The following is a 25,972-nucleotide window of genomic DNA, read 5'->3' as shown; positions in this document are numbered from 1 at the left end:
GGGGGGCGGCGCGGGGGGGGGGGGGCCCGTCGGGGGCCCCCGCCCCGCCAACGCCCGATGCCCGTGTTGGGGCGCCGTGTGGGGCCCTACGGCAGCAGACGGAAGACACGTCCCAGGGCGTCGGACAGCGCTGTCGTCGTCTCCGGAGCGGTCAGTGGAGACAGTCGGGCGCCCAGATAGCCGTCCGGGCGGACGAGGAAGGCCGTCGGGGTCTGCACGCCGTACAGCCGCTCGAACTGCGCCGCGGTGTCCTGGTAGACGGGCAGGGGCCGACCGTCCGCGTCGGTCTGCCCGCCGGCGGCTTGCGCCGTGCCCTCCTGCCGGGCGACGACGAACGCCGTCACGCTGTCGTCGGTCATTCGGCGGACGGTGGCGGCGGCATCGCGGCACGCGGTGAGCGCTTCGGCCGAGTCGGCGTAGAGGACGAGGACGTGTCCGCGGTCGCGCAGGAGGTCGTAGAGACGCAGCGGCACCGCGGCCACCCCGGCGGTGAGGCCACGGCAGTCGGGTGCACGGTCACCGGGGCGCGGGCCCGGGGATCCCGAGCGGGTCCTGCCGGGCCGGGCGCCGTCGGCCGCCACCAGCGGACTGCCCGGGTAGGCGACGAGCAGTTGGGCCTCGCGCAGCATCACCGTCGTCATGTCGTCCTGAGCGGCTCGGACACCGCCCCCGGTGGCATGCCGGACCGTGCGCCCCACCACCTCCTCGCCGACGGGACGACGCTCGGCGTCATAGCTGTCGAGCAGCCGGGGATGGGCGCCGCCCTTCAGGGCAAGGGCCAGCTTCCAGGCGAGGTTGTACGCGTCCTGGATGCCGGTGTTCATGCCCTGCGCGCCGGTCGGCGGGTGGATGTGCGCGGCGTCCCCGGCGACGAAGACCCGGCCGACGGAGTACCGGTCGACGAGGCGGTGACTGATGCGGAAGACCGACGACCAGCGCAGGGCGGACGCGGTGGTGGGATGCGGGGAGAGCCGGTCGAGGACGGCCTGGATGTGCTCGATCCGGGGCGCGCGCCCACCCTCCAGCCCGTGGGCCACCGCGTTCCGCGAGGCCCCCTGGCCGACCGCCCCCTCGCCGCTCGCGGAGAGCTCCGGTGGGACCAGCATCGACATGCGGTACCGGCGATCCCCGGGCAGCGGGATGCAGACCAGGAGATCGTCGACGCGGCCGTCCCCGTCATGGTGCGTGGCGCGCACTGCGTACCCCTGCGGAAGGCTCCAGTCCACCTCCACGTCGGCGAGCATGTACTCCTCCGGGAACGCACCCCCCTCGAAGGACAGCCCGAGTGCCTTGCGGACGGTGCTGTGCGCCCCGTCGCAGCCCACCAGATAGCGGGAGCGCAGCTCCTGCCCGGTACCGGATGCCGTGACGAGCCGGCCGACGACCCCCTCCTCGTCCTGGGTGAACCCCACCAGCTCGGTGCCCCGCTCGATCCCGGTGCCGAAGCGCGCGAGATGCTCCTCGATGATCCGTTCCGTCTCGTACTGGGGCAGGGCCGCGAAGCGGTACGGGACCTCGGGCGGCAGCCGCAGCTCGAACCGCGCCTGCTCGACCCCGTCGACGTACATCAGCTGCCCACGCATCGGCACGGCGACCTCCAGAGCGGCGCGCACCATGCCCATCCGGTCCCAGATCTCCAGCGTCCGCGGCTGGACGCCGACGGCCTTGGCATACGGCAACCGGGCCGGACGCCTGTCGATGACGCGGCAGGCGACTTTCTGCCGTCGCAGCTCCGCCGCCGCGGTCAGACCGACCGGTCCCGCGCCCACGATCAGTACATCCGTGTCCACCACGGGCGACTCCCGCCAGAAGCCCCCCTCTGCCCTGTTCCTCCATCGTCCACTGGAGGGAATGAGACAGCGACTCACAGAGGACGGTCCTCCGCCGCCTCGCGTCCTGCCTCGCCTGCCGCCCCGCGGTCGTCAGCGCATCCAGGCCCGGGTGCCGAACGAGGCGCAGGCCCGTGACGCCACGGCGGCGGCGGCCTCCAGCGCCCGGACGAAGTCCTGCGAGGTCAGCTGCCCGCGGGCGGCGAGGTGATGGGTGAGGGCTCCGTGCAGGACGTCTCCGGCGCCCAGGGTGTCCGCGACCGGCACGCTGGGCACGTCGACGGTCCCGCCGCCGTCGGGGCCCGCCCACACGAGGGGCCGTCCGCCCTGGCTGACCGCCGTCCAGGCGACTCCTCGCCGTCGGAGAAAACGCAGGACGTCGGTGGGGGTGCGGGTGCCGGGTGGACGGAAGTCGGCGGAGCAGACGGCCACGTCGACCGACTCCAGCAGGTGCTCTGTGCCCGGCTTCCAGCTGCCCGCGTCGAGGACGGTACGGCGGCCGACGGCGCGCGCGGTGCGGGCGGTGGCCGTCGCCAGTTCCATGTGGTGGCCGTCGAGTTGGACGATGTCGCAGGCCGCCACCAGCGCGCCGAGATGGTCGGGCGGGGCGAGCCGGTGGCCGGTGGCGTTCGTCGAGGCGACGGCGCGTTGACCGGTGGAGGCGGTGACCATGATCGAGGACACGGCGGGCGGATCGGTCGCGTCGGGCGCCAGGTCCGACACGGTCACGCCCGCCCGGTCCAGGTCGGCGGTGACCGCGAGCGCCAGCGGGTGGGAGCCGATGGCGGTGAGCAGTGCGGCGGCGCCGCCCAGGTGGGCGAAGGTCACGGCCGCGTTCGCCGCCGGGCCGCCCGCGGCCACGGTCTGTTCGCGGGCCGTGAGTTTCTCGTCGGAAGCCGGGACGTGATCGACGAGCTGGATGACATCCAGTGTGCACAGACCTACGAACAGCCCCTCGGGCCGCCCGGTCGCTCGCCGCTCCATGCAGGTGCCCCTCCTCCCGGCCCCCGCCCGTCGTCACGGTGGCGGAGGCGCCGACGTGTGGCGCGGTCGTGTGGCGCGCGGCGGGTGGCGAGACCGGTCAGGAATCGAGAAGCCCCGGCTGCCGGGCCGCCCCTAGCGTGATGGTCATGGCAACCATCGCATCCACCAAGTCCCTCGCATCCGTCACCCTTGAGGTCGCCGACCCCGAGGCCGCCCGCCACTTCTACACCTCCTTCGGCGTGGCCGCGCACATAGCCCTGCGGGCGTCCGAGACGCGGTCCGCCGGATTCCGCGGCTTCACCCTGGCACTCACGGTGTCCGGGCCGGCCACCGTCGACGGTTTCCTGAGCGCCGCCGTGAACGCCGGTGCCACGGTGCTGAAGCCCGCCGCGAGGTCGCTGTGGGGCTACGGCGGTGTCGTCCAGGCCCCCGACGGGACGATCTGGAAGGTCGCCACCTCGGCGAAGAAGGACACGGGCCCGGCCACCCGCGAGATCGACGAGATCGTCCTCCTGCTGGGCGTCGAGGACGTGAAGGCCAGCAGGCAGTTCTACGTCGGCCGGGGCCTGACCGTGGCCCGCAGCTTCGGCGGCAAGTACGCCGAGTTCGCCTCCGGCGACGCCGGCCCCGTCAAGCTGGCCCTGTACAAGCGCCGCGGCCTGGCGAAGGACCTCGGTGTCCCCGTCGAGGGCACCGGTTCGCACCGCGTGGTCCTGGGCGGCACCGCCGACGCCTTCACCGACCCGGACGGATTCACCTGGGAGCCCGCCGCCTCGCGCACGCCCGCACCGTCCGCGTGATGCGGCGGGGGAGCGGCTTCAGCTCCCGCTGAGCTGCAGCTCCGCCCACCGGCTGGTCCCGCCGGAGTGGACCTGTACGCCGCACCGCGCGGCCAGCGCGTTCACGATGGCGAGGCCCCGGCCGTGCTCGTCGGGGTCGACGGCGCAGGCCTGCAGCCCCGTCGGGGCCGCGGGCCCCATGTCGGTCACCTCTACGCGTACCGCTCCGCACCGGTCCGCCCCGCTCAGCGAGAGCCTCAGCGTCGCCGGGGGCAGGGCGTGGACGATCGCGTTGGTGAGGAGCTCCGAGACCACCAGCAGGATCTCCTCGGTGAGGTCCGCGGCCAGGTTCCAGCCGGCGAGGACCGGGCGTATGTGCCGGCGTATGCCCGAGACGGCTCCCGGGGTGTGCGGCAGCGAAAAGACGTGATCGGCTTCTCCGCCGGGCGCGGCCGCTCCACTGGGCGCGACCCCTGCGCCGGGCACGGCTTCCCCGCCGGGCGCGGCGTCGAGCTGCGCAGTGATCATGTGTCCTCCTCCTCGGGGAAGCCGGGTCGCCCGCAAACCGGGCATGATGGCACGCTAAGGACGGACATGTGAGCGGTCAACGAACTGCGGTCGGCATTACCGAACGAGAGTCCCGAATAGGGAAAAGCCGGACTATCATCGCTTCATGGCCGGCCCAGTCCAGTCGATAGAGCGAGCCGCCGCGATCCTGCGCCTGCTCGCCAGCGGATCCCGGCGGCTGGGGCTGGGGGAGGTGGCGTCGTCGCTCGGCCTCGCCAAGGGCACCGCCCACGGAATCCTGCGCACACTGCAACACGTGGACTTCGTGGAGCAGGACCCGGAGACCGGAAAGTACCAGCTCGGGGCGGCTCTGCTGCACCTCGGCACCAGCTACCTCGACGTCAACGAACTGCGTTCGCGCTCCATCAACTGGGCCGACGCCCTGGCCGCCCGCAGCGGGGAAGCCGTCCGGCTGGGCACGCCCCTGGAGGGCAGGGTGCTCGTCATCCACCATGTCTTCCGGCCGGACGACACCCTCCAGACCCTGGACGTCGGCGCCCTGCTCCCGCTGCACGCCTCCTCGCTCGGCAAGGTCCTCCTGGCCTTCGGGGTCACGCCCCTCGACCCGGTGCTGGCGGCCGAACCTGAGGCGTACACCCGGCACACCCTGGTCCACCCGCACGAGCTGGGCCGGGCGCTCGGTGAGATACGGGATCTGGGGTGGGGCGCGGAAGTGCAGGAGATGAGCATGGGCGAGGCCGGCATCGCCGCGCCGATCCGGGGACAGGGCGGTCTCGTGGTGGGCGCGATCGGCGTGTCCGGCGCCGTCGAGCGGATCTGCGACACCAAAGGCCGGCCGCTGCCGGCGCTGATCACCGTGCTGCGGGAGGCGGCACGCGCGATCTCCAGAGACCTGGGCGCGGCCCGCTGGTAGGTCACCGGCACCTCCGCGACACATCGGAAGGCAGGGTCGATCATGGTTGACCGGTATGTGATGTCCATCGACCAGGGCACCACCTCCACCCGATGCATCCTGTTCGACCACGGCGGGCGACTGGCCGCGGTCGCCCAGCGCGAGCACCAGCAGTACTTCCCCCGCCCCGGCTGGGTCGAGCACGACGCCGTCGAGATCTGGCGCAACCTCCAGCGCGTCGTCCCCGAGGCGCTCTCCAACGCCGGTATCGACGCCGGGCAGATCTCCGCCGTCGGGATCGCCAACCAGCGTGAGACGTCCGTGCTCTGGGACCCGCGCACGGGCGTCCCCTTCGGCCGCGCGATCGTCTGGCAGGACACCCGCACCGCCCCGCTCGTCGAGGAGCTGAGGGAGGACCCTGGGGACGAGTTCTTCCTCGAACACTGCTGTCTGCCGCCGTCGACCTACTTCTCCGCACCCCGGATCCGCTGGCTGTTCGACCATGTCGAAGGGCTGGAGCAGCGCGCCCGGGACGGCGAGGTGCTGTTCGGCACCATCGAGAGCTGGCTGATCTGGAACCTCACCGGGGGCACGGACGGCGGCCTGCACATCACCGACGTCACCAACGCCAGCCGCACCATGCTCATGGACATCCGCACGCTGACCTGGGACGAAGCACTCATGGACTTCTTCGGGGTGCCGCGCGCGATGCTGCCGGAGATCCGCTCCTCCGCGGAGGACTACGGCGAGGCCCGCGCGCTGCTCCCCGGCGTGCGCATCACCGCGGCCCTCGGCGACCAGCAGGCGGCCCTGTTCGGGCAGACCTGTTTCTCGCCGGGCGAGGCGAAGTGCACCTACGGCACCGGAAGCTTCCTGGTGATGAACACCGGCACCGACCTCGTACGCTCCGAGCACGGGCTCCTCACCACGGTCGCGTACAAGATCGCGGACCAGCCCACGGTCTACGCGCTGGAAGGGCCGATCGCCGTCACCGGCTCGCTGGTCCAGTGGTTCCGCGACCGGCTGGGCCTGATCCACAGCGCCCCCGAGATCGAGACGCTGGCGCGCACCGTCGAGGACAACGGCGGCTGCTACATCGTCCCCGCGTTCTCCGGTCTGTTCGCACCGCACTGGCGCAGCGACGCCCGCGGCGTCATCGTCGGCCTCACGTCGTACATCACCAAGGGGCACCTGGCCCGAGCCGTCCTGGAGGCCACCGGCTGGCAGACCCGGGAGGTCGTCGACGCCATGAACGCGGACTCCGCGCTCGCCCTGAGGCAGCTCAAGGTGGACGGCGGCATGACGTCCGACCACCTGCTGATGCAGATCCTCGCCGATGTGCTCGACGTGCCCGTCGTACGCCCGCTCGTCCACGAGACGGTGTCGCTGGGCGCCGCCTACGCCGCCGGGCTCGCGGCCGGCTACTGGCCGGACCTGCAGGTCCTGCGCCGCAACTGGCACATGGCCGCCCAGTGGCTGCCGGACATGGACTCCGAACGGCGGGAGTGGGAGTACGACTGCTGGAAGCGGGCCGTCGAGCGGTCGCTGGGGTGGATCCAGTCACCGAAACGCTCGTGATGTGTAACGAGCACATGGCATGCCCGCGAATGTGTCATTGCAGGGTCGGTTGAGTGAACTGGTCTGGGTTGACCGGCTTTTGACCTGTCGTTAGGTTCGGCTGCATGCGGATCTTCGACTCCCCTCGCATACGGCGGGCCATTGATCTGATGCGCGTCGCCACCGCGGTGTGTAGCTGACCCGACCAGGACGCCGCCGTAGGCCAGGAGCCACGGCGGATCACACGGATCACGCCGCCGCCGCGCGCACCCGAGTACGCGACCGTCGCGCCACCCCCGTCACCGAAACCGTAGGAGAACTGTGCGTTCTTCCAGAACCCGTCCCGCTCTCGTCGTCCTGGGCGCGGCGGCCATGCTGTCCGCGTCCGTCGCGGTTCCGCAGGCCGCCGCGACCGGCCGTACCTCCACGGCACTCGCCTGGTACGACGCCACGGCCGACACCGTCGTGACGGCGGGAGCGTCCACCCAGATCACCAACAGCCGTACCTGGGCCATCAGTTGGCTCGCCGCGGCCCGGGCCACCCGGACCGTGCCCCGGGGCGTCGAGCACGGCGCGTATCAGGAGGCGGCGCTCGCCGGCGCCGTGCACCGCGCGCTGGTGACGCTGGCCCCGAGTCGCGCGGAGCAACTCGACGCGACGTTGAAGAAGACTCTCCACGCGATCCCCGACGGCCCCGCCGAGGACCGCGGCGTCGCGGCGGGGGAGCGGCAGGCCGACCTGGCCCTCAAGTCCAGGGAGGGCGACGGCCTGGACCCGGCCTCGGTCAACGCGCCGTATGCCGTGAAGCCCGCGACCCCCGGCGTGTGGCAGCCGACGCCCCCCGCCCATGCCCCGGCGGCCCAGTACGGCAGCCGGCTCGCCAAGCCGTTCCTGCTGAGGACGCAGAGCCAGTTCCGGCTGGGCCCGCCGCCCGCCCTGGACTCCCGGCGCTACGCCGCCGACCTAGCGGAGGTGCGGGCGTACGGAGCCGTCGACAGCACGGCGCGCAGTGCCCGGCAGACCGAGACGGCCACCTTCTGGCTCGGCTCTTCCCTCACCCTCTACACCGAGCCTTTGCGTGTGGCCCTGTCTCGCACGGACCAGGGGATCGCCGGGCAGGCGCGGCTGGTGGCGCTGTTCCACGCGGCGCTGGTGGACACGCAGATCGCGACGTCCGACAGCAAGTACGCCTACGAGCGGTGGCGTCCCGTGACCGCGATCCGTACCGGCGGCATCGATCCCGACCCGAACTGGACGCCGCTGCACACCACCCCCGCGCATCCGGACCACCCGAGCGGACACAACACCTACTCGGGTGCGGCGCAGACCGTACTGGCCGCACTGGCCGGGCCGCGCACCGCCCCGTTCGACCTGACCAGCCCCACCGCGCCCGGCGTGACCCGGACCTACACCACCTGGAAGCAGCTCTCGGACGAGAACGTCGACGCCCGGGTCTTCTCCGGCATCCACACCCGCTCGGCCGACGAGGCGGGCATCTCCCTCGGCAAGCACGTGGCCGGGTACGTCCTGGACAACGCGGGACAGCTCCTCGCCGCCCGCTGACGTTCCCGGGCAGCCTCCGTCCGGGCCGGCGGATCCGGCCCGGACGGAGGGATGGCCCGCCGGCCTCCTGGCCCCTCGACCCCGGGTCAGCCGATGGTCAGCTCAGGGTGGTGCTTCTTCACCACGTCGGGGTGGGCGCGGACCCAGCCCTTGAGTTCGTTCCAGCCGAACTCCGCGTACAGCGGGTTGCGCGGGTCGTCGGTGACGCCCGTCGCGTCCGATGCGCCGGGGAAGGGGAGCGGGGAGATGTGGGCGTCCAGGCGCGGGTTGTAGAAGAACGGCGCGGAATAGCGCTCGCGGGCTCCCGGCGGGGAGACCACGCGGTGGTTCGTGGCCTTGAGGTAGCCGTTCGTGGCCACTTCCAGCAGCTCGCCCAGGTTCACCAGGAACGCGCCCGGCAGATGGGGCACGTCGATGAAGCCGCCCGCCGACTCCACCTGGAGGCCGGGCACCTCGTCCGTCAGGAGCAGGGTCAGGAAGCCGTAGTCCTTGTGCACGCCCACGCCCTGGTCGTCGCCCTGCGGGCCGCGTCCCGGGTAGCGGATCAGTTTCAGGTGGTTGCGGGGGTTGCCGGAGAAGGCGTCGTCGTAGAAGTCCTCCGGGCCGCCGATCGCGCCGAGCAGCTCGTGCAGCAGGTGGTGTGCCACCGAGCTGAGCCGGGCCATCCAGTCCAGCGCGACCTCGCGGAGCGCGGGGAGTGCGGGCGGCCACTGGTTGGGTCCCTCCAGCCACCAGTAGGCGGGCTCGTCGGTCGCGGGCACGTGCGGCGGGAGCTCGTTGCTGATGTCGAGCTGGTCACGCCAGTCACGGCGGCCCTGGGTGTGCTCGTTGCCGATCCGCGTGTAGCCGCGGAAGTGGGGGGAGTTGAGGTTGTCGATCACGTGCCGGTCGGGCTCGGGGAGGGCGAAGAACGAGCGTGCGGTGCCGAGCAGCCGGGCCTGCTCGGCGGGGGCGATGCCATGGCCGACCAGATGGAAGAAGCCCACGTCGCGGGCGGCTCTGTGGAGCGCGTCGCGGTCGAGGGCGGACAGGTCGATCACCGGAAGAGAGGTGAGCTGAGACATGGATGGTGTCCCTTTTTGTGAAAGGTGCGGGAGGAGAGAGCCGGATCAGCGGTTCTCGCTGTGACGGCGCACGCTGGTGACGGGCCGCACAGGTCCACATGACGGCCGAGGGCGAACTCGGCCCGCGGCAGGGTAGTCACGTACTGCTTCGTGAGAAAGACACGCCGAGACGGCCGGCCGCGTGAAACGGCGGGATTCAGACGTGCGGGAAAGGACAGACCGCGGACGACGTGCGGCAGTAGTCGACGTGCCGCCGGATGATCAGCCGCGTACCCGTGCACGCACGGCGCGGCGTCGCACCAGGTACCTGCATCGAAGGCCTCCACCCGTCCGGATCTTGCCGGTTCAACGTACGTCGTTCGCCCCTGTGACTGTCAAGCACGGCCGATGCAGGTCAGGGGCGGCCGGGACCGGGATGAACCGCGAGGCCGTCGCTGTTGTGGAAAGAACAGGGCTCCGACCCCCAAGCCCGTGACAGGGAGCGCAGATGACCGTCCAGGACGTCGAACGGCAGAGCTTCACCGAGGCGTGGGAGCAGTGGCACCGGCAGAAGGAGGAGGTCCTCGCCGGCCCGCACGGATTCCTCGCGATCACGGGCCTGCACTGGCTGAGCGCGGAGCCGACCCGCTTCGAGGACGCGCCCGGGGCCTGGTCGACCACTGCCGAGGGTGTGGTGGTCGAACTGGCCGACGGCGAGGCACTGACCGTCGACGACGCGGTGGTGCGCGGCCGGCACGGCTTCGGGGTCATCGCCGAGCGGGACAGCCGCTACGTCACCGCCGGTGACGCGGTGATCGAGGTCGCCAAGCGCGGCGGCCACGACATCCTGCGGCCCCGCCACCCGGACAACGCGCTGCGTACGTCCTTCACCCACACCCCTGCCTACGCCCCGGACCCGCGTTGGGTGCGCCCGGGCCGCTTCCTGCCGTTCCACGAGCCGCGGGCGGTGACGGTCGGGGCCGCGGTGGAGGGGCTGGAACACGTCTACGACTCCCCGGGCCAGGTCGAGTTCGAGCTGGGCGATGCGGTCCACCGGCTCACCGCGTTCAACGGCAGGACCCCGGGCAGCCTGATGGTGCTGTTCACCGACCGGACCTCCGGCGTGACCACATACGCGGCGAACCGTTCGCTGCAGATCGCCGCCCCGGACGCCGAGGGGCGGGTGACCCTCGACTTCAACCGCGCCGGGAACCTGCCCTGCGCCTACACGGACCTGGCGACCTGCCCGCTGCCGCCGGCCGGGAACCGGCTGCCGGTCGCAGTCGAGGCGGGCGAGAAGATCCCCCTGGAGCGGGGCGGACAACCCTGAAGCACGGGGAGCGCTTGAATTCCGTTCAGCGCGTGACCAGCAACCCCCGGCTGCGCAGTACCCGCCGCTCCAGCGGGCTGAAGATCAGCAGGTCGATGGCGATGCCGACGAGCAGGATCAGGAAGATGGCCAGGAACACCTGGGGCATGCTGCTGTTGTTGCGCCCGTTCTCCAGCAACTGGCCGAGGCCGACGCCGAGATCGGGTGAGGAGGCGATGATCTCGGCCGCCATCAGCGAGCGCCAGGAGAACGCCCAGCCCTGCTTCAGGCCCGCCAGATAGCCGGGCAGCGCCCCCGGCATCACGATGTGCCAGGCCTCGCGCAGCCCGGTCGCGCCCAGGGTGCGCCCGGCGCGCAGGAACAGCGGCGGGATCTGGTCGATGCCCGCGACGAGGCCGTTGGCGATGGACGGGACGGCGCCGAGCAGGATCACCGCGTACATCATCGAGTTGTTCAGGCCCAGCCACAGCACGGCCGGCGGCACCCAGGCCACCGACGGCAGCGACTGGAGTCCGGACAGGATCGGGCCGATGGCCGCCCGGACGAACTTCACCCGCGCCACCAGCAGTCCGAGCGGCGTACCGATGGCGAGTGCCATCAGGAAGCCGAGCAGACCGCGTGAGACGGATGTCCAGATGTAGTCGAGGAGCGTCCCCTGGAGCCAGGCGTCGCGCACCTCGCCCCACACATCGGACGGCGAGGCCAGCTTGTAGTCGGGCGCGACCTCGGCCCACACCAGCAGCTGCCAGACCACCAGCACCAGCGCGACGGCGGTGACCGGCGGCAGCACCTTGCGGACCAGGGTCTCGCGCAGCGGCGTACGGCCGATCTGCACCGAGTCCAGGGCGTCGAGCCCGGCCTCCAGCCCCGCAAGATCCTCGGCGCCGTGCTTCTTGACGTCGACGTCGGTGTCGACGGGGTTGTCAGTGCTGGCCATGGCGGCGGATCTCCCCACGCAGTTCTTCGGTGATCTCGACGGACAACTCGGCGACCGCGGTGTCCTCAAGGCGACGCGGATGCGGCAGACCGACCGTCCACTGCCGGGCGATGCGGCCCGGGCGCGAGGACAGCAGGACCACGCGCTGGGCGAGCCGCACCGCCTCGCGCACGTTGTGCGTCACGAACAGCACCGACAGTCCGGTCTCCCGCCAGATACGGGTCAGTTCGTCGTGCAGTACGTCCCGGGTGATCGCGTCCAGCGCGGCGAACGGTTCGTCCATCAGCAGCAGGCGGCTGTCCTGGGCGAGGGCCCGGGCCAGTGCGACGCGCTGGCGCATACCGCCCGACAGTTCGTGCACCCGCTTGCCGTGCGCGCCCTGCAGCCGCACGAGGTCCAGCAGCCGCTCCGCCTCCTGACGGCGCTCCGCCTTGGCGACTCCGCGCAGTTTCAGGGCGAGTTCGATGTTCTTGCCCGCGGTCAGCCACGGGAACAGGGCGTGCTCCTGGAACATCAGGGCGGGCCGGCCATCCGTGCCGATCGAGCCGGCGGACGGCCGGTCCAGCCCCGCGACCAGGTTGAGCAGAGTGGACTTGCCGCAGCCCGAGGCCCCCAGGAGGGTGACGAACTCGCCGGGTGCGACATCGAGCGTGATGTCGTCCAGCACGAGTTGCTGACCGCCGGGCGAGCCCGGCGCCGGGAAGGACTTCGAGACGTGCTCGATCCGGGCGGCGTACGTCGCCGCCGCCGTGGCGTCCTCCGCGACCTTCGCGGTCGTGGCCGTCGTAGTGGCCATGGTCGTCATCTCCTGGGGACTCAGCGGGTGCGGTTGTCGTTACTTGACGCCGAGACCGGCGTCGTCGACCTCGTCCTTGCCCTCGGCCTTGAGGACCTTGTTGAGCGGTGCGAGGTCGTAGATGCCCTTCAGGTCGGGCTCCTCCAGCAGACCGGCCTTCACCGCGTGCTCCGCCTCGGTGTTGAGGGTGGAGGCCAGCGGGTCGTCCAGGAAGGTGACCGACTTCCAGGCCGGGTCGATGACCTCGGCGGGCAGCGCCTTGCCCGAGAGCTCCTCCAGCGCCTTGTTGGCCGAGGCCTTGGCCTTGTCCGGGTTGGCGTTGATCCACTCATTGGTCTTCACCGAACCGCGCAGCACGGCCTCGACCACGTCCGGGTGCTCCTTCAGGAACGCCTGCCGGACGACGATGTTCGTGATCACGAACTTCTTGTCGGGCCACAGGTCGCCCTCGTCCAGGAGCACCTTGCCGCCCTCGGCGACCAGCTTGGACGCGGTGGGCTCGGGCACCCACGCGCCGTCGATCGAGCCGGACTTGTAGGCGTCCGGGGTGATCTTGTTGTCGGTGCGGACCACGGAGACGTCGCCCTTGCCGCTCTCGGCGTCGACCTTCCAGCCCTGCTCGGCGATCCAGTTGAGCAGCGCGACGTCCTGGGTGTTGCCGAGCTGCGGCGTGGCGATCTTCTTGCCCTTGACGTCCTTCACGGACTTGATCTTGTCCGGGTTGACGACGAGCTTCACGCCGCCCGAGGCCGAGCCGGAGATGATGCGCAGGTTCTTGCCCGCCGCCTTGGTGTAGCCGTTGATGGCGGGGGAGGGGCCGATCCAGCCGATGTCGAGGGAGCCGGAGTTCAGCGCCTCGATCTCGGACGGCCCGGCGTTGAAGGTCGAGGGCGAGATCTTGGTGCCGCCGAGCTCCTTCTGGATCAGGCCCTCCTGGATGCCGACCAGCGCGGTGGCGTGCGTCAGGTTCGGGAAGTAGCCGATCTTCACTTCGTCGACGGAGAGCTTCTTGCCGTCCGCCGCGACCTCGGTCTGCTTGTCGCTGTCGGTGGACTCGGCGCCGTAACCGCAGGCGGTGAGCAGCAGGGGGAGCGCCGCGATGACGGCGAAGGTGCGCAGGGTGGTGAGCGGTCTTGCGGCAGACACGGAGGTGTCCTTTCAGGGAAAGGTGATCAGGGGTACGGCAGTGGGGCATGAAGCCTGCTGGTGCGCACCGGCACACCACTCGCCCGCCGTCCCGGTGGGACAGCAGGGGGCGTAGCGGTGTGGGGGGACGTGCGGGTAGCGCGGAGGGCTCAGACGAGCCGACAGATGGCGCTGGCCGTACGGCCGAAGTCGATGTGACGGCGTGAGGTCAGGAGGGGCGACAACAGGTCTGTGTGGTTGCGCGTGCTCATGGCCACCCCACCCCACAGTTTCCCAGTTTTCCTACCTGGCTGATGGGGATCGTGGCAGAAGCTCGCCGCTACCCCAAGAGGCTTTTCATATGATGGACACTTCCTTCTCGCCATTTGAGAAAGGCGAGGTCAGGCGACCGGCGCCAACGGCGCGCAAAACCGCGCGCGCCACCGCGTCGTTCTGTCGGAAGGCGGGCGCGTCGGTGCGGGGACGAGCGAAAGCGGCCACGGCCCTGCTGTTGGTGGGAGCCCCGAGGGCGATCCGGCGGGGGTGCGGGCCGCCGCCGAGCGACGGGTCGATGACATGGGCGTTCGCGGCGGAGACCGCCAGCAGGCCGGAGCGGTGGATGTGGGTGGCATCGGCGATGACCTCCTCGGTGAGCGCGTCGGCCCGGTGCAGATCGCGCAGGAGGGGGTCCTCGGTGCGGTCGAGGGAGGGGACCGGCAGATACGCCTCGATCAGGGCCGTGGCGTGGACGGTGTGCCCGGGGACGGTGGGGCTGGACGCGGTGAACGTGCCGGTGCTCTCGTCGGTGCCGACCCGGATGCCGGCGCCCAGGAAGTGGACGATCCCGGCCCGGGAGAGGGTCAGCAGCTGACGCAGCCGGAAGCCGGGCGGGCCGGAGGCCAGGAAGCTGAAGAAGCCGGCCCACCAGCCGTCCAGCTGCTCGGCGACGGACCGTGCGGTCAGCCGGCCCGCGGCGACCAGGCTGGGCAGCCGGCCGTAGACGGAGAGCAGGGCGAGGAACGCCCCGAGGTCCGCGCTGAACTCAGGGTTCTCGCGGCGGGCGACGTCCAGGGCGATGTGCTCGCGCAGGTGGTCCTGGAAGGCGTCCGGGGAGGGGAAGGCGAGGCCGTCCAGGGGGCGGTCCAGGGCCTCGAAGTCCAGGCGGTCCGCCGGGTCGGGTACGGCCTTGGCGACGAGGGCGGTCATCTCGTCGTCGTACCAGCCCAGACGGTCGTACGCGGCGACGAAGTCCGGCCACGGGAGCGCGGTGCGCCCGGGGTGGGCGTGGAAGAGCTCGTGGTAGTGGCCGAAGCCGATCTCCTTGGCCATCAGCGGCCACACATCACGCCGCAGGTCCAGCGGACGGTCCTCGGCGAGCAGCGCGTCCACCGCCTCGGGGCCGAAGTGCCGCGGGAGCGGAGGCCGCGGGCCCTGGAGCCGGTAGCGCGTCTTGGAGTGGTACGGCACCCCGCGCCGCGATCCGACGTGCAGGACCGGCTCGCGGCCGGACGGGAGGTAGGTGAGGGTGCCGTCGGCCTCGGTGCGGTAGGCGCCGCCGCGGCCTTCGGTGAGCAGGGCCACCAGGTCGATGAAGGCGAGCCCGAAGCCGCGCAGGATGACCTGTTCGCCGGGTCGCAGCCCGGACAGGTCGGCGTCGGCGGAGAACTCCGGCGGGAGGTGGAAGCGGCCGTGGCGGCGGGCGAAGGCGGCGTGCTCGCGGTGCCCGGCGGCGGGCGTGGCACCGAGGTGCCCCTGGGCCAGGACCACCAGGTCGGCGGTGAGCGGGGCGGCGCGGTCGGCCAGGTGCACCTGCTGCGGGCCGTCCGGGGGGCCGGTGACGGCCGTCGCGGTGGTGCGGTGCCACTCGACGGTGACCGAGGGCGGCAACTCATCCAGCGCCCGGCGGAAGACCCAGTCCAGGTAGGCGCTCTGGGCGCGGCGGGTGGCGAAGTCGCTCCCGGCGAGCGTGCGCAGCTCGGCGAGCACCTCCGGGTCGGCGGGTTCGGAGTACGGGGCATGACGTGGGCCCTGGCCGGAGAACTGGGCGGCCCACTCGGCCAGTGAGGGGCCGGGCCGTACCGGGCCGTCGATGGTGGACGACTCGTCGGTGAACATCGTGACGTCCTCGGCCATGGAGTTCATCCGCAGCAGCGCCGACTGCTCGTGTCGCCAGACGCGCCCCGGACCGGGCGGGTGCGGGTCCACCAGGTGGATCCGCAACTCCCTTGTCCCGCCCCACAGTTCGGGGGCGTTCGCCGCGATGCGCTCAAGCAGTCCCGTGGCGCGTGGCCCCGCGCCGACGACGACCAGGACGGCCGTGGCAGGTGCGCCGCTCACCGGTCACCGCCGAGCGCCGGACGGGCGTCGGAGGCCGTCGCCGCGCGCAGTCGCCGGCGTACGGCGCTCAGGTGGCCGCGCAGGCGTTGCAGCGGTGTCGGCGGCAGGGAGCGGGAGTTGCCGCGCGCGTAGTGGCGCTCGACGTAGAACTGGCCCGCGCTCAGCACCGTGGTGACCGCGATGTACCACAGGGTGGCGACCATCAGCAGCGGGATGACCTGGTAGGTCTGGTTGTAGATCAGCTGCACCGAGTACAGCAGGTCGTGCACGGCCAGCACGCTGACGATGCTGGTGCCCTTGAGGGTGCCGATCAGCATGTTCCCGGCGGTCGGCACGATGGAGCGCATCGCCTGCGGGACGACGATCCGACGCAGGGTGCGGCGTCTGCTCAGGCCCAGTGCCTGGGCGGCCTCGGTCTGCCCGGAGTCCACGGAGAGGATGCCGCCGCGCACCACCTCGGCGGCGTAGGCGGTCTCGTGCAGGGTCAGGCCGATGACGGCGGTGAGGGTGGGGCCGAGCAGATTGACCGTCTTGACGGTGAGGAACTGAGGGCCGAACGGGAGGCCCAGGCCCAGCGTCGGATACAGGGCGCCGATGTTGAACCAGAACAGCAGCTGCACCAGCAGCGGCGTGGACCGGAAGACCCACACATAGCCCCAACTCAGCGTACGCAGAACAGGGTTGGCGGACAGCCGCATCACCGCGAGCACGGTGCCGAGCAGAAAGCCGAGCACCATCACCACGGCGGTCAGCCACAGGGAGAGCAGCAGTCCGTCCAGCACGGCGGCGGTGGTGAAGTACCGGCCCACCACGTCCCACTGGAAGGCCTGGTTGCGGACGACGGAGTCGAGCACCATCGCGAAGAGCAGCAGTGCCACGGCAGCCGTCAGCCACCGGCCGGCGTGCCGGCGCGGCACGATCCGTGGCAGGTCGGCGCCGGGGGTGCCCGGTCCGGATCGTGCGTCGGGTGGCTGGGGCGTCTGGGGTGTCTTCGCGGCAGGGGTGGTGGGTGTGACGTCGGACGGCGTGACCATGGGGAGGCTCTCTCCGGGGAGGGATTCGCAGGCGTGGATGACCCCGGTGGCACGCGTAGGGCGGCGCGGCAGGGGCGCTGCGCGGTCACGGTGCGGCCGGGGCTCGGCGTCGTCACGCTCGCCGCGTCCCTCAACGCGGCCGGAGAGGCTGCCGCGCATGGCGGAGCCGGTCCGCCGTCGATCGTATGTGCCCATGGCATCGATGTGTCAACAGCCCGGTCGGAGGCGTTCGTCGAGGCGGTCCGGCATCCGGGCGCTGCTTGACGGAGCGCACGATGTACTGCTCAATTGGTCGCATGAACGCCCAGCAGCGCTTGGTCACGCGCGATCACATCGACTTCGGTCGGGTGTGGTCCGCAGCGTGTTGCGCCTGACTCGGCAGCGGGCCGTCTGACCGGCCCTTCCCTCCCTCGGTGACCCCGTCGCGGGCCGAGTCCCCTCTTCGCGCGCTGCCGCAGCACCACCTTCACCGACGCCCGGCGTCGTCACGCCCGTAGTACTCACCCGTCTCTTCGACGGCCCATCACCCATGCGTCCGCGCCGGGCGGTTCACCCATGCCCGCGTGCCGCGGCATCCCCTGAAAGGCCATGCCCATGCCCGTGGAGTTCCTCGGCATCGCCGCCACCAACGACGGCTCCGAAACCACGCCGCGCTCCGGCGCCGCGTTCGACAAGGAGTACACGCTCCGGCTCGCCCGGGCACACGAGGACCACGGCTGGGACCGGGTGCTGTTCGCCTACGGCTCCGGGTCGGCGGATCCCGCACCGGCCGCCGCGCACATCGCGAGCAAACTGGACCGCCTCCAGATCCTGCTCGCCCACCGCCCCAACGTCTCGTACCCCACCTTCGCCGCCAAGACCTTCGCCACCCTCGACCAGATCAGCGAGGGCCGGCTGACCGTGCACTTCATCACCGGCGGCAACGACCACGAGCAGGGCCGCGAGGGCGACACCCTCACCAAGGACGAGCGCTACACCCGCACCCGCGAGTACATCCGGATCGTCAAGAAGATCTGGACCACCCACGAGCCCTTCGACCACGAGGGCGAGCACTACCGCTTCCACGACTTCGTCAGCGATGTCTTCCCCGTCCAGCAGCCCCGCCCGAACGTGTCGTTCGGCGGCTCGTCCCCTGCCGCATACGAGGCCGGCGGCGCCGAGGCCGACATCTACTGCCTGTGGGGCGAACCGCTCGCCGAGACCGCCGCGCAGATCGAGAACGTGAAGGCCGCCGCGAAGGCCGCCGGCCGCGCCGACGTGCCCCGCATCCAGGTCGCCTTCCGCCCGATCATCGCCCCGACCGAGGAACTGGCCTGGGAGAAGGCCCACCGCACGGTCGGCGCGATCAAGGCCCGCAGGGAGCGCGGCGAGGCCATCACCAAGCGCCACAACGGGCAGGCAAAGCCGCAGAACACGGGCTCGCAGCGGCTGATCGCCATCGCCGAGGCGGGGGAGCGCTACGACCGCGCCCTGTGGACCCCGACCGCCGCCGCGACCGGAGGCGCGGGCAACTCTAACGCCCTGGTCGGCACCCCGGAGACGGTCGCCCGGGCGCTGCTCGACTACTACGACCTCGGCGTCGACATCCTCTCCGCGCGCGGCTACGACCTGCTGGACGACGCCGTCGACTTCGGCCGGTACGTGATCCCGATCGTCCGCGAGGAGGTCGCCAAGCGCGACGCCGAGCGGGCCGCCCGCGGCGCACAGACCCTCGCGGCGGTGAACGGATGACCTCGGTCGCCCAACCCCCGGCTCACGCGGCCGAGTTGACTGTCGTCGAAGTGCCGGTGTCCGACCCCTTGGTGGCGCCGCTCCTGCGGGAACTCGGGGACGAGTACTCCGCGCGGTACGGCGGGGATGCCCACGGAGAGATGGCCCGCTACCCCGACGAGGAGTTCACCGCGCCGTACGGCGGCGTCCTGCTCCTGCTCCTGGAGCACGGCGAGCCGGTCGCGGGCGGCGCCTTCCGCCGCTACGACGCGGCCACGGCCGAGCTGAAGCGGATCTGGACGCACTCCGGCCACCGTCGGCGCGGCCTCGCCCGGCGCGTCGTCGCCGAGCTGGAGCGCGAGGCGGGCACCCGCGGTTACCGGCGGATCCACCTGACCACCGGGCCACGCCAGCCCGAGGCCCGCGGCCTGTACCTGGCCACCGGCTACACACCGCTCTTCGACACGCAGGCCGACCCGGAAACCATCGGCCCGCTGGCCTTCGAGAAACACCTGACCGCCGAAGCACCCACGGGAAAGGCCGCCCAGCTGTGAACGTCCATGGCATCAGACCACGCCTGCGCGCGGTCACCGCCCTCATGTTGCTGCCCCTGCTCGCGCTGACCGCCTGCGGCTCCGGCGACACCGACGGGACGACGGCGGTGGGTGCCCAGGCATCCCCCGCACCGACCGACGACCCGGTCGCCGCCGTCCGCACGGTCGACTCCGCCGCCGCCCTCCTCCCCGCCGACGTGCGCAAGGCGGGCACGCTCCGGGTCGGCAGCTCGGTCGGGTTCCCGCCCGGGGCGTACTACCCGAACGGCACCGACAAGGCGCCCGCCGGCCAGGACATCGACCTCGCCGACGCCGTGGCCAAGGTGCTCGGCGTCAGGCTGGAGCGGCAGGACGCCTCCTTCGAGACGATCCTGCCCGCCCTCGGCAGCGGCAAGTACGACTTCGGCACCGGCAACTTCGGCGTCACCGGCGAGCGGCTCAAGACCGTCGACTTCGTCACCTACATCAACGACGGCCAGGGCTTCGCGGTGAAGAAGGGCAACACCGAACTCAGGACGAAGGTCACCGACCTCACCCAGCTGTGCGGGCTGACCATCGGCACCGGCGCCGGCACCACCTTCGAGGCGACTCTCACCGCGCAGAAGGGGGTGTGCGCGAAGGCGGGCAAGAAGCCGTACGACGTGAAGGTCTACTCGGAGAACGCGGCGACGCTCACCGCGCTCCAGCAGGGCCGTATCGACATCGTCATGTCGACCATCAACGGCCTGCGCTACCAGGCAGCCCAGCCCGCCTCGCAGACCGCCTTCCTCGGCGAGTTCCACCGCCTCGACGTCGGCTTCGCCTTCAAGAAGGGCTCCCCGCTCACCAAGGCCTTCCAGGCCGCCGTCAACGAGCTGATCAAGGACGGCACGTACGCCCGCATCCTCAAGAAGTGGGGCACCTCCGCCTCCGCGATCGAGACATCGCGGATCAACCCGCCCGAGCACAGGTGAACCATGAGCAGCGACACCATCACCTCCCCCGTCACACAACTGGCCGAAGAACCGGCTGAGTTGAAGGTGGTACCGGCCCGCCACCACGCCCGCTGGGCCGCCGGCCTCGCCGTGATCGTGCTGGTCGCCCAGTTCACGCACGGCCTGGCCACGAACCCCGTCTGGGAGTGGAACGTCTTCCGGGACTACGTCTTCTCCGAGACGATCGTCCAGGCGGTGTCGGTCACCCTCCAGCTCACCGCGTACGCCACCGTCCTCGGCTTCCTCCTCGGCACCGTGCTCGCCTTCATGCGGCTGTCGCGCAGCCCGGTGCTCTCCACCGTCGCCTGGACCTACATCTGGATCTTCCGCTCGATCCCGATGATCGTCCAGCTGGTGTTCTGGTTCAACCTGAGCGCCCTGTACAAGGAGTTGGGCGTCGGCATCCCCTTCGGGCCGGTGTTCTGGTCCGTCGCCAGCAACACGCTCATCGGCACCATCGGCGCGGCCATCATCGGACTGACCCTGCACCAGGCGGCGTACGCCGCCGAGATCGTCCGCGGCGGCGTCCTCTCCGTCGACCAAGGGCAACTGGAGGCGGCCGCCGCGCTGGGCATCCCCCGGCTGCGGCAGATCCGCCGGATCGTGCTGCCGCAGGCCATGCGCGCCATCCTGCCCACGGCCGGCAACGAGATCATCGGCCTGCTCAAGGGCACCTCGGTGGTCTACGTGATGTCGATCGGCGAGCTGTTCTACCAGGTGCAGGTGATCTATGGCCGCAACGGCCGGGTGATCCCGCTTCTGCTGGTCGCCACCGCCTGGTACGTCGTCCTGACCTCCCTGCTGTCGGTCGCCCAGTACTACGTGGAGCGCCGCTACGCCCGCGGTGCCGACCGCACCCCGCCGCCCACCCCCCTCCAGCGCTTCCGGCGGAAGTTCGTGACGAAGGAGATCTCATGAGTGCCGTCATGGTGGACGTCCACGGCGTCCACAAGAGCTTCGGCCCGCTGGAGGTGCTGCGCGGCGTCGATCTTCAGGTCCGCGCCGGCGAGGTCACCGTGATCCTCGGCCCGTCCGGCTCCGGGAAGTCCACGCTGCTGCGCACCATCAACCACCTGGAGAAGGTCAACCGCGGCTGGATCAGCATCGACGGAAGGCTCATCGGCTACCGCCGGACCGGGAACAGGCTGCACGAGCTGAAGGAGAAGGACGTACTGAAGCAGCGGACCGACATCGGGTTCGTCTTCCAGAACTTCAATCTCTTTCCGCATCTGACCGTGCTGGAGAACCTCGTCGAGGCGCCCCTCTCCGCGCTGCGCCGCCCGCGCAGGGAGGCGGAGGAGGCGGCCCGCCGGCTCCTCGACCGGGTCGGCCTCGCCGACAAGGCCGACGCCTACCCGCGGCAGCTCTCCGGCGGCCAGCAGCAGCGTGTCGCCATCGCCCGCGCGCTCGCCCTCGAACCGAAGGTACTGCTCTTCGACGAGCCCACCTCGGCGCTCGACCCGGAACTGGTCGGTGAAGTCCTCGACGTCATCAAGGACTTGGCCGGTACCGGCACCACCATGATCGTCGTGACCCACGAGATCGGCTTCGCCCGCGAGGTCGCCGACACCGTGGTGTTCATGGACGGCGGAGTCGTCGTGGAGCAGGGGCCGCCCGCGGCCGTCCTGGACAACCCGCAGCAGGAGCGCACCCGCGCCTTCCTCTCCAAGGTCCTCTGACCGACCACCCTCACCCCTGTTCCACACGCAAGGAGAACGACCGTGTCCACCAGCCTCGCCCGCCGCCGCACCACCGCAGCCGCGCTCGGACTCGCCTCCGCTCTCGTCCTCGCCGCCTGCAGCAACCCCACCGACGGTGGCACGACCGAGGTCGCGAACAAGTCGGGCGCCACAACGAAGATCAACATCAGTCCCGACCAGAACCGCGTCACCACCGACAAGGTCGACTCCATAGCCGCCGAGGTCCCGGAGGCGATCCGCAAGAGAGGCACCCTGGAACTCGTCGCCTCGTCCGGCTCCGCCGCGCCGCTCACCTTCTACGCCACCGACAACAAGACCGTCATCGGCGTCGAGCCCGATCTCGCCCATCTGGTGTCCGACGTACTCGGGCTCAAGCCGAAGATCAACACGGTGTCCTGGGAGAACATCTTCGTCGGCCTCGACAGCGCCAAGTACGACGCCGGCCTCAGCAACATCACCGTCACCGAGGAGCGCAAGGAGAAGTACGACTTCGCCACCTACCGCGAGGACAACCTGGGTTTCGAGGCGAAGAAGGGCAGCGGCCTGAAGGTCACCGGGCCCGCGGACGTGGCGGGGAAGACCGTCGCCGTGGGCAGCGGCACCAACCAGGAGAAGCTGCTGATCGAGTGGAACAAGGAGAACGAGAAGGCCGGCCGCAAGCCGGTGGACATCAAGTACTACCAGAACGACAGCGACACCTACCTCGCCCTCCAGTCCGGCCGTATCGACCTCTACCTCGGCCCCAACCCGACCGCCGCCTACCACGCGGCCACCACCGGCAGGACCGAGGTCGTCGGCACCTACTCCGGCGCCGGCTCCACCCTCCAGGGCCTCATCGCGGCCACTACCAAGAAGGACAGCGGCCTGGCCAAGCCGCTGGCCGACGCCCTCAATCACGTCATCGACAACGGCACCTACGCGAAGGTGCTCAAGCGCTGGGGCCTGTCCGACGAGGCGGTGACCAAGTCGGAGATCAACCCGCCCGGCCTGCCCAGGACGAACAAGTAGCTAGCCGACCCGGGGTGGGGGGGGGGGGGGGGGGCGCGCGCGAGAGCGCGCGCGCCCCCGGACGGCGGCGCGGGGGGGGGGGGCCGGGGGGGCCCCCGCACGGTGTCGGTTGACTACACGACCCCACACCCAGGGCTACCTGTTCGACGCAGTCGTGCGGCATCCGGTGGCCGTGGTCCGACGGCGGCCGTCACCAGGCGCTGTCGTACGCCCGGGCGTTGCGCACGAACAGCTCGTGCAGGTCGCGTACCGCCCGGGGGACGGAACCGGAGTGGCGGCGCTGCAGGACCAGCAGCACCTCCGTGGCGTCCCCCGCGAGCGGGCGTACGGTGATCACGCCGCGGCGTTCCAGCGGGTCGCCGAGGACGCTGAAGTCCGGCAGCACCGTCGCCCCCAGTCCCTCGGCGACCATCAGCTTGCCCATCTCGGCGCCGTCGGTGGAGTACGAGAAGGACGGCGTGCGCCCGCCCAGCAGACGGTGCACGAAACGGTTCATGACATAGCCGGACCGCATCACGACCAGCGACTCGGCCAGAAGGCTGTCCGCGTCCACCGCCTCCAGTGCCGCCAGCGGACTGTCCGGCCGCACACACACCACCGGGCGGCCACGCAGCAGCTCGGTGGTCTCGAAACCGGGCGGCAGATCGTCGCCGCCGAGGTAGTTCACCAGCCCCAGATCGAACGCGCCCTCCAGCAGCCCGCGATGGATCTCGGCCTGCTGTGCGCCGACCAACTCGACCTGGGTGACCGGGTTCGCCGCCCGGAACTCCCGCACGGTCGGGATGACCAGCGGGACGGTGGCGGTGTTGACCGTCCCGAGCCTGACCATACGGCTGATGCGGTGCTGGTCGCCGGCGGCGCCGCGCAGTCGGTCCACCGCGTCCAGCACGCTCATGATGTGCGGCAGCAGCTCCCGGCCCTCGTCGCTGATCTTCGCCCCGGACCGCTTGCGCTCCAGCAGGTCCACGCCGAGTTCGCGTTCCAGATTGCGCACGGTCTCGCTGAGCGCCGGCTGAGAAAGGTGCAGTTCCTCGGCGGCGCGCCGCAGCGACCCCGAACGCGTGACGGCGGCGATGTATTCGAGCTGTTCGATACGCACGACAAGAACCCTCCCGTCCGCCGCTCGCGAGGTTCAAGGGAATCCCTGTCACAACCTCGTGAATACCTGCTCTCAGCATGTGGAATCAGCACCGTGCATTCTTGACCGTCCGGACTCCCCGCTGCTTTGATCGAAGGCATGAAGCGACAGGACCTCACGCGGCGACGCCACGTCGACCTCGCGCGTGTCTCCAGCTCCTGCTGTCGCTGTCGGGCCTGAGCGCATCCGAGGGAAACCCTCGCACTCGCGCTGATCTCTCCGTGTGAATTTCACTGCCGGCCGTTTTCCTTGGCGATTTCGGCCTTCCCGGGAACGTCGTGCCCCGCACGCCTCATTCCCGATCACCCACACGTTTCCCTGTCACCGCACGCGCCCTTTCGCGTACGAATTCCCGCCAGGAGCAACCCATGCCCGTACCGCCCGGATCCGACCCCGCCCGCTTCGCCTACTGGGTGCCGAACGTCAGCGGCGGCCTCGTCACCAGCACCATCGAGCAGCGCACCGACTGGGGCTACGACTACAACCGCGAACTGGCCGTCCTCGCCGAGAACAACGGCTTCGACTACGCCCTCAGCCAGGTCCGCTACATGGCCAGCTACGGCGCCGAGTTCCAGCACGAGTCGACCAGCTTCAGCCTCGCCCTGCTGCTCGCCACCCAGCGGCTGAAGGTCATCGCCGCCGTCCACCCCGGTCTGTGGCACCCCGGCGTCCTCGCCAAACTCGGCGCCACCGCCGACCACTTGTCGGGCGGACGATTCGCCGTCAACGTCGTCAGCGGCTGGTTCAAGGGCGAGTTCACCGCCCTCGGCGAGCCCTGGCTGGAGCACGACGAGCGCTACCGCCGCTCGGAGGAGTTCATCCGCGCCCTGCGCCAGATCTGGACCGAGGACCACACCGAACTCGCCGGTGACTTCTACCGGTTGCGCGACTTCTCCCTCAAGCCCAAGCCGCTCAACACCCCCGAGCGCCCGCACCCGGAGATCTTCCAGGGCGGCAACTCCACGGCCGCGCGCGCCATGGCGGGCCGCGTCTCCGACTGGTACTTCAGCAACGGCAAGGACTTCGACGGCGTCACCGAGCAGATCAACGATGTCCGCGCCGCCGCCGCCCAAGCGGGCCGCGCCGCACCGAAGTTCGGCCTCAACGGCTTCCTCATCGCCCGTGACACCGAGGCCGAGGCCCGTGACACACTCCGCGAGATCGTCGCCAAGGCCGACACACCGGCCGTCCACGGCTTCCGCGACGCCGTCCAGCAGGCCGGTGCCTCCACCACGGACGGCAAGGGCATGTGGCAGGACTCCAGCTTCGACGATCTCGTCCAGTACAACGACGGCTTCCGTACGGGCCTGATCGGCACCCCCGAGCAGATCGCCGAGCGGATCGTCGCCTACAAGCGGCTCGGCGTCGACCTCTTCCTCCTCGGCTTCCTGCACTACCTGGAGGAGGTCGAGTACTTCGGCAAGCGGGTGCTGCCCCTGGTCCGTGAACTGGAGGCCCGGGAAACCCGGTCCGAGCCGGTCTCCGCCCGAGCCTGAACCCGCCACCCGCATCCGACACGCCCAGAGAGGTCCTCGCATGGCCACCGTCCTGTCCGTCTCCGGAAGCCCCTCCGCCACCTCCCGCACCGCCCGGCTGCTGCGCCACCTGGACGACCGGCTCACGGCCCAGGGCCACCAGGTGATCCCGTTCGACGTCCGCACGCTCCCGCCCGAGGCCCTGCTGCACGCCGACTTCGGGCATCCGGCGATCGTCGAGGCCACCGCCCTGTTCCAGCGGGCGGACGGGATCGTGATCGGCACCCCCGTCTACAAGGCCGCCTACTCCGGGCTGCTGAAGTCGCTGCTCGACCTGCTCCCGCAGTACGCTCTGGCGGGCAAGACGGTCCTTCCGCTGGCCACCGGCGGCACCAGCGCCCACGTCCTTGCCATCGACTACGCCCTGCGCCCCGTGCTGAACTCGATGGGGCCCGCCCACATCACACCGGGCTGGTTCACGCTCGACAAGGACATCACCGTGCGGGACGACGGCACGCTGACCGTCGCGTCCGGCGCCGCCGAGGCCCTCGCCCAGGTCACCGACCAGTTCTCGCTCGCGCTCGGTGGCCGCCCGACCCTGCTGGCGGCCACCGGATGAGCGCGGTGACCGTGCTCGGGGGGGGGGGGGCGCGCCGGGGCGCGCCCCCCCCCCCCCCCC

25 protein-coding genes are annotated in these 25,972 nt (G+C 71.0%); 14 read left to right on the top strand and 11 right to left on the bottom strand.

Features of this window, described 5'->3' with window-relative positions:
* Window positions 1-86: 86 nt before the first annotated feature.
* Window positions 87-1,793, bottom strand: coding sequence for an FAD-dependent monooxygenase (locus ACFWYS_RS17305; protein ID WP_384768870.1), 1,707 nt, complete (start codon window positions 1,791-1,793; stop codon window positions 87-89).
* A 129-nt stretch (window positions 1,794-1,922) separates the two neighbouring features.
* Complete coding sequence (locus ACFWYS_RS17300; RefSeq protein ID WP_384768867.1) at window positions 1,923-2,813, bottom strand: PfkB family carbohydrate kinase; 891 nt, start codon at window positions 2,811-2,813, stop codon at window positions 1,923-1,925.
* Window positions 2,814-2,953: 140 nt separating this feature from the next.
* Here ACFWYS_RS17300 and ACFWYS_RS17295 point away from each other — a divergent pair, with 140 nt between their 5' ends.
* Window positions 2,954-3,613: a glyoxalase gene (locus ACFWYS_RS17295; protein WP_384768864.1), complete on the top strand. Its 660-nt coding sequence runs from the start codon at window positions 2,954-2,956 to the stop codon at window positions 3,611-3,613.
* An 18-nt stretch (window positions 3,614-3,631) separates the two neighbouring features.
* Here ACFWYS_RS17295 and ACFWYS_RS17290 read toward each other — a convergent pair whose 3' ends face one another.
* The gene (locus tag ACFWYS_RS17290; RefSeq protein ID WP_384768861.1) at window positions 3,632-4,120 is read right to left on the bottom strand and encodes an ATP-binding protein; all 489 of its coding nucleotides are present in this window, start codon (window positions 4,118-4,120) and stop codon (window positions 3,632-3,634) included.
* 145 nt (window positions 4,121-4,265) lie between these two features.
* Here ACFWYS_RS17290 and ACFWYS_RS17285 point away from each other — a divergent pair, with 145 nt between their 5' ends.
* The 3 genes from ACFWYS_RS17285 to ACFWYS_RS17275 all read left to right on the top strand — a co-directional run bounded on the left by ACFWYS_RS17285 (window position 4,266) and on the right by ACFWYS_RS17275 (window position 8,132).
* The gene (locus ACFWYS_RS17285; protein ID WP_384768858.1) at window positions 4,266-5,033 is read left to right on the top strand and encodes an IclR family transcriptional regulator; all 768 of its coding nucleotides are present in this window, start codon (window positions 4,266-4,268) and stop codon (window positions 5,031-5,033) included.
* Between the two features lie 42 nt (window positions 5,034-5,075).
* Entirely contained in the window at window positions 5,076-6,590 is a 1,515-nt protein-coding gene (gene glpK / locus ACFWYS_RS17280) for a glycerol kinase GlpK (protein ID WP_384768855.1), read from the top strand.
* A 300-nt stretch (window positions 6,591-6,890) separates the two neighbouring features.
* Window positions 6,891-8,132: a vanadium-dependent haloperoxidase gene (locus tag ACFWYS_RS17275; RefSeq protein WP_384768853.1), complete on the top strand. Its 1,242-nt coding sequence runs from the start codon at window positions 6,891-6,893 to the stop codon at window positions 8,130-8,132.
* Window positions 8,133-8,218: 86 nt separating this feature from the next.
* Here ACFWYS_RS17275 and ACFWYS_RS17270 read toward each other — a convergent pair whose 3' ends face one another.
* The gene (locus ACFWYS_RS17270) at window positions 8,219-9,196 is read right to left on the bottom strand and encodes an isopenicillin N synthase family dioxygenase (RefSeq protein WP_384768850.1); all 978 of its coding nucleotides are present in this window, start codon (window positions 9,194-9,196) and stop codon (window positions 8,219-8,221) included.
* A 487-nt stretch (window positions 9,197-9,683) separates the two neighbouring features.
* Here ACFWYS_RS17270 and ACFWYS_RS17265 point away from each other — a divergent pair, with 487 nt between their 5' ends.
* Complete coding sequence (locus ACFWYS_RS17265) at window positions 9,684-10,505, top strand: DUF1684 domain-containing protein (RefSeq protein ID WP_384768847.1); 822 nt, start codon at window positions 9,684-9,686, stop codon at window positions 10,503-10,505.
* Between the two features lie 25 nt (window positions 10,506-10,530).
* Here the strand turns inward: ACFWYS_RS17265 and ACFWYS_RS17260 are convergent, their stop codons facing one another.
* The 6 genes from ACFWYS_RS17260 to ACFWYS_RS17235 form a co-directional block, all read right to left on the bottom strand.
* The gene (locus tag ACFWYS_RS17260; protein ID WP_384768844.1) at window positions 10,531-11,442 is read right to left on the bottom strand and encodes an ABC transporter permease; all 912 of its coding nucleotides are present in this window, start codon (window positions 11,440-11,442) and stop codon (window positions 10,531-10,533) included.
* A complete protein-coding gene (locus ACFWYS_RS17255) occupies window positions 11,429-12,238 on the bottom strand; it encodes an ABC transporter ATP-binding protein (RefSeq protein WP_384768841.1) in 810 nt (269 codons plus the stop codon). The genes ACFWYS_RS17260 and ACFWYS_RS17255 overlap by 14 nt, the downstream gene beginning before the upstream one ends.
* A gap of 39 nt (window positions 12,239-12,277) precedes the next feature.
* Complete coding sequence (locus ACFWYS_RS17250) at window positions 12,278-13,384, bottom strand: ABC transporter substrate-binding protein (RefSeq protein WP_384768838.1); 1,107 nt, start codon at window positions 13,382-13,384, stop codon at window positions 12,278-12,280.
* A gap of 149 nt (window positions 13,385-13,533) precedes the next feature.
* Window positions 13,534-13,635: a putative leader peptide gene (locus tag ACFWYS_RS17245; protein ID WP_384768835.1), complete on the bottom strand. Its 102-nt coding sequence runs from the start codon at window positions 13,633-13,635 to the stop codon at window positions 13,534-13,536.
* Between the two features lie 85 nt (window positions 13,636-13,720).
* The gene (locus ACFWYS_RS17240) at window positions 13,721-15,700 is read right to left on the bottom strand and encodes an FAD/NAD(P)-binding protein (protein ID WP_384768832.1); all 1,980 of its coding nucleotides are present in this window, start codon (window positions 15,698-15,700) and stop codon (window positions 13,721-13,723) included.
* Entirely contained in the window at window positions 15,697-16,734 is a 1,038-nt protein-coding gene (locus tag ACFWYS_RS17235; RefSeq protein ID WP_384769133.1) for an amino acid ABC transporter permease, read from the bottom strand. Before ACFWYS_RS17235 ends, ACFWYS_RS17240 begins: the two co-directional genes overlap by 4 nt.
* Before the next feature lie 594 nt (window positions 16,735-17,328).
* Here ACFWYS_RS17235 and ACFWYS_RS17230 point away from each other — a divergent pair.
* From ACFWYS_RS17230 to ACFWYS_RS17205, 6 genes are read left to right on the top strand one after another with little or no spacing between them, the layout of a single operon-like run.
* Entirely contained in the window at window positions 17,329-18,465 is a 1,137-nt protein-coding gene (locus ACFWYS_RS17230) for an LLM class flavin-dependent oxidoreductase (RefSeq protein WP_384769130.1), read from the top strand.
* Window positions 18,462-18,998 (top strand): GNAT family N-acetyltransferase, encoded by a 537-nt coding sequence (locus tag ACFWYS_RS17225; RefSeq protein WP_384768830.1) that lies wholly within the window; start codon window positions 18,462-18,464, stop codon window positions 18,996-18,998. The genes ACFWYS_RS17230 and ACFWYS_RS17225 overlap by 4 nt, the downstream gene beginning before the upstream one ends.
* A 44-nt stretch (window positions 18,999-19,042) precedes the next feature.
* Complete coding sequence (locus ACFWYS_RS17220) at window positions 19,043-19,951, top strand: ABC transporter substrate-binding protein (RefSeq protein WP_384769127.1); 909 nt, start codon at window positions 19,043-19,045, stop codon at window positions 19,949-19,951.
* A 3-nt stretch (window positions 19,952-19,954) separates the two neighbouring features.
* Window positions 19,955-20,890 (top strand): amino acid ABC transporter permease, encoded by a 936-nt coding sequence (locus tag ACFWYS_RS17215; RefSeq protein WP_384768827.1) that lies wholly within the window; start codon window positions 19,955-19,957, stop codon window positions 20,888-20,890.
* Window positions 20,887-21,651 (top strand): amino acid ABC transporter ATP-binding protein, encoded by a 765-nt coding sequence (locus ACFWYS_RS17210; protein WP_384768824.1) that lies wholly within the window; start codon window positions 20,887-20,889, stop codon window positions 21,649-21,651. Before ACFWYS_RS17215 ends, ACFWYS_RS17210 begins: the two co-directional genes overlap by 4 nt.
* Before the next feature lie 42 nt (window positions 21,652-21,693).
* A complete protein-coding gene (locus ACFWYS_RS17205; RefSeq protein ID WP_384768822.1) occupies window positions 21,694-22,680 on the top strand; it encodes an ABC transporter substrate-binding protein in 987 nt (328 codons plus the stop codon).
* A 190-nt stretch (window positions 22,681-22,870) separates the two neighbouring features.
* Here ACFWYS_RS17205 and ACFWYS_RS17200 read toward each other — a convergent pair whose 3' ends face one another.
* Window positions 22,871-23,779, bottom strand: coding sequence for a LysR family transcriptional regulator (locus tag ACFWYS_RS17200; protein ID WP_384768820.1), 909 nt, complete (start codon window positions 23,777-23,779; stop codon window positions 22,871-22,873).
* A 138-nt stretch (window positions 23,780-23,917) separates the two neighbouring features.
* Between ACFWYS_RS17200 and ACFWYS_RS17195 the strand changes: the two genes are divergently transcribed.
* The 3 genes from ACFWYS_RS17195 (at window position 23,918) to ssuE (ending at window position 25,912) form a co-directional block, all read left to right on the top strand.
* Window positions 23,918-23,998: a putative leader peptide gene (locus ACFWYS_RS17195; RefSeq protein ID WP_358839838.1), complete on the top strand. Its 81-nt coding sequence runs from the start codon at window positions 23,918-23,920 to the stop codon at window positions 23,996-23,998.
* A 188-nt stretch (window positions 23,999-24,186) separates the two neighbouring features.
* Window positions 24,187-25,314, top strand: a complete 1,128-nt coding sequence (gene sfnG, locus ACFWYS_RS17190) for a dimethylsulfone monooxygenase SfnG (RefSeq protein WP_384768817.1) — start codon at window positions 24,187-24,189, stop codon at window positions 25,312-25,314.
* Between the two features lie 40 nt (window positions 25,315-25,354).
* A complete protein-coding gene (gene ssuE / locus ACFWYS_RS17185; protein ID WP_384768814.1) occupies window positions 25,355-25,912 on the top strand; it encodes an NADPH-dependent FMN reductase in 558 nt (185 codons plus the stop codon).
* Window positions 25,913-25,972: the final 60 nt, after the last annotated feature.

Origin of the sequence: Streptomyces sp. NPDC059010, from assembly GCF_042740355.1 — a bacterium.
Lineage (GTDB): Bacteria > Actinomycetota > Actinomycetes > Streptomycetales > Streptomycetaceae > Streptomyces.
Note: the sequence above shows the minus strand (reverse complement) of the source record. Positions and strands in the feature narration are given on the sequence as shown.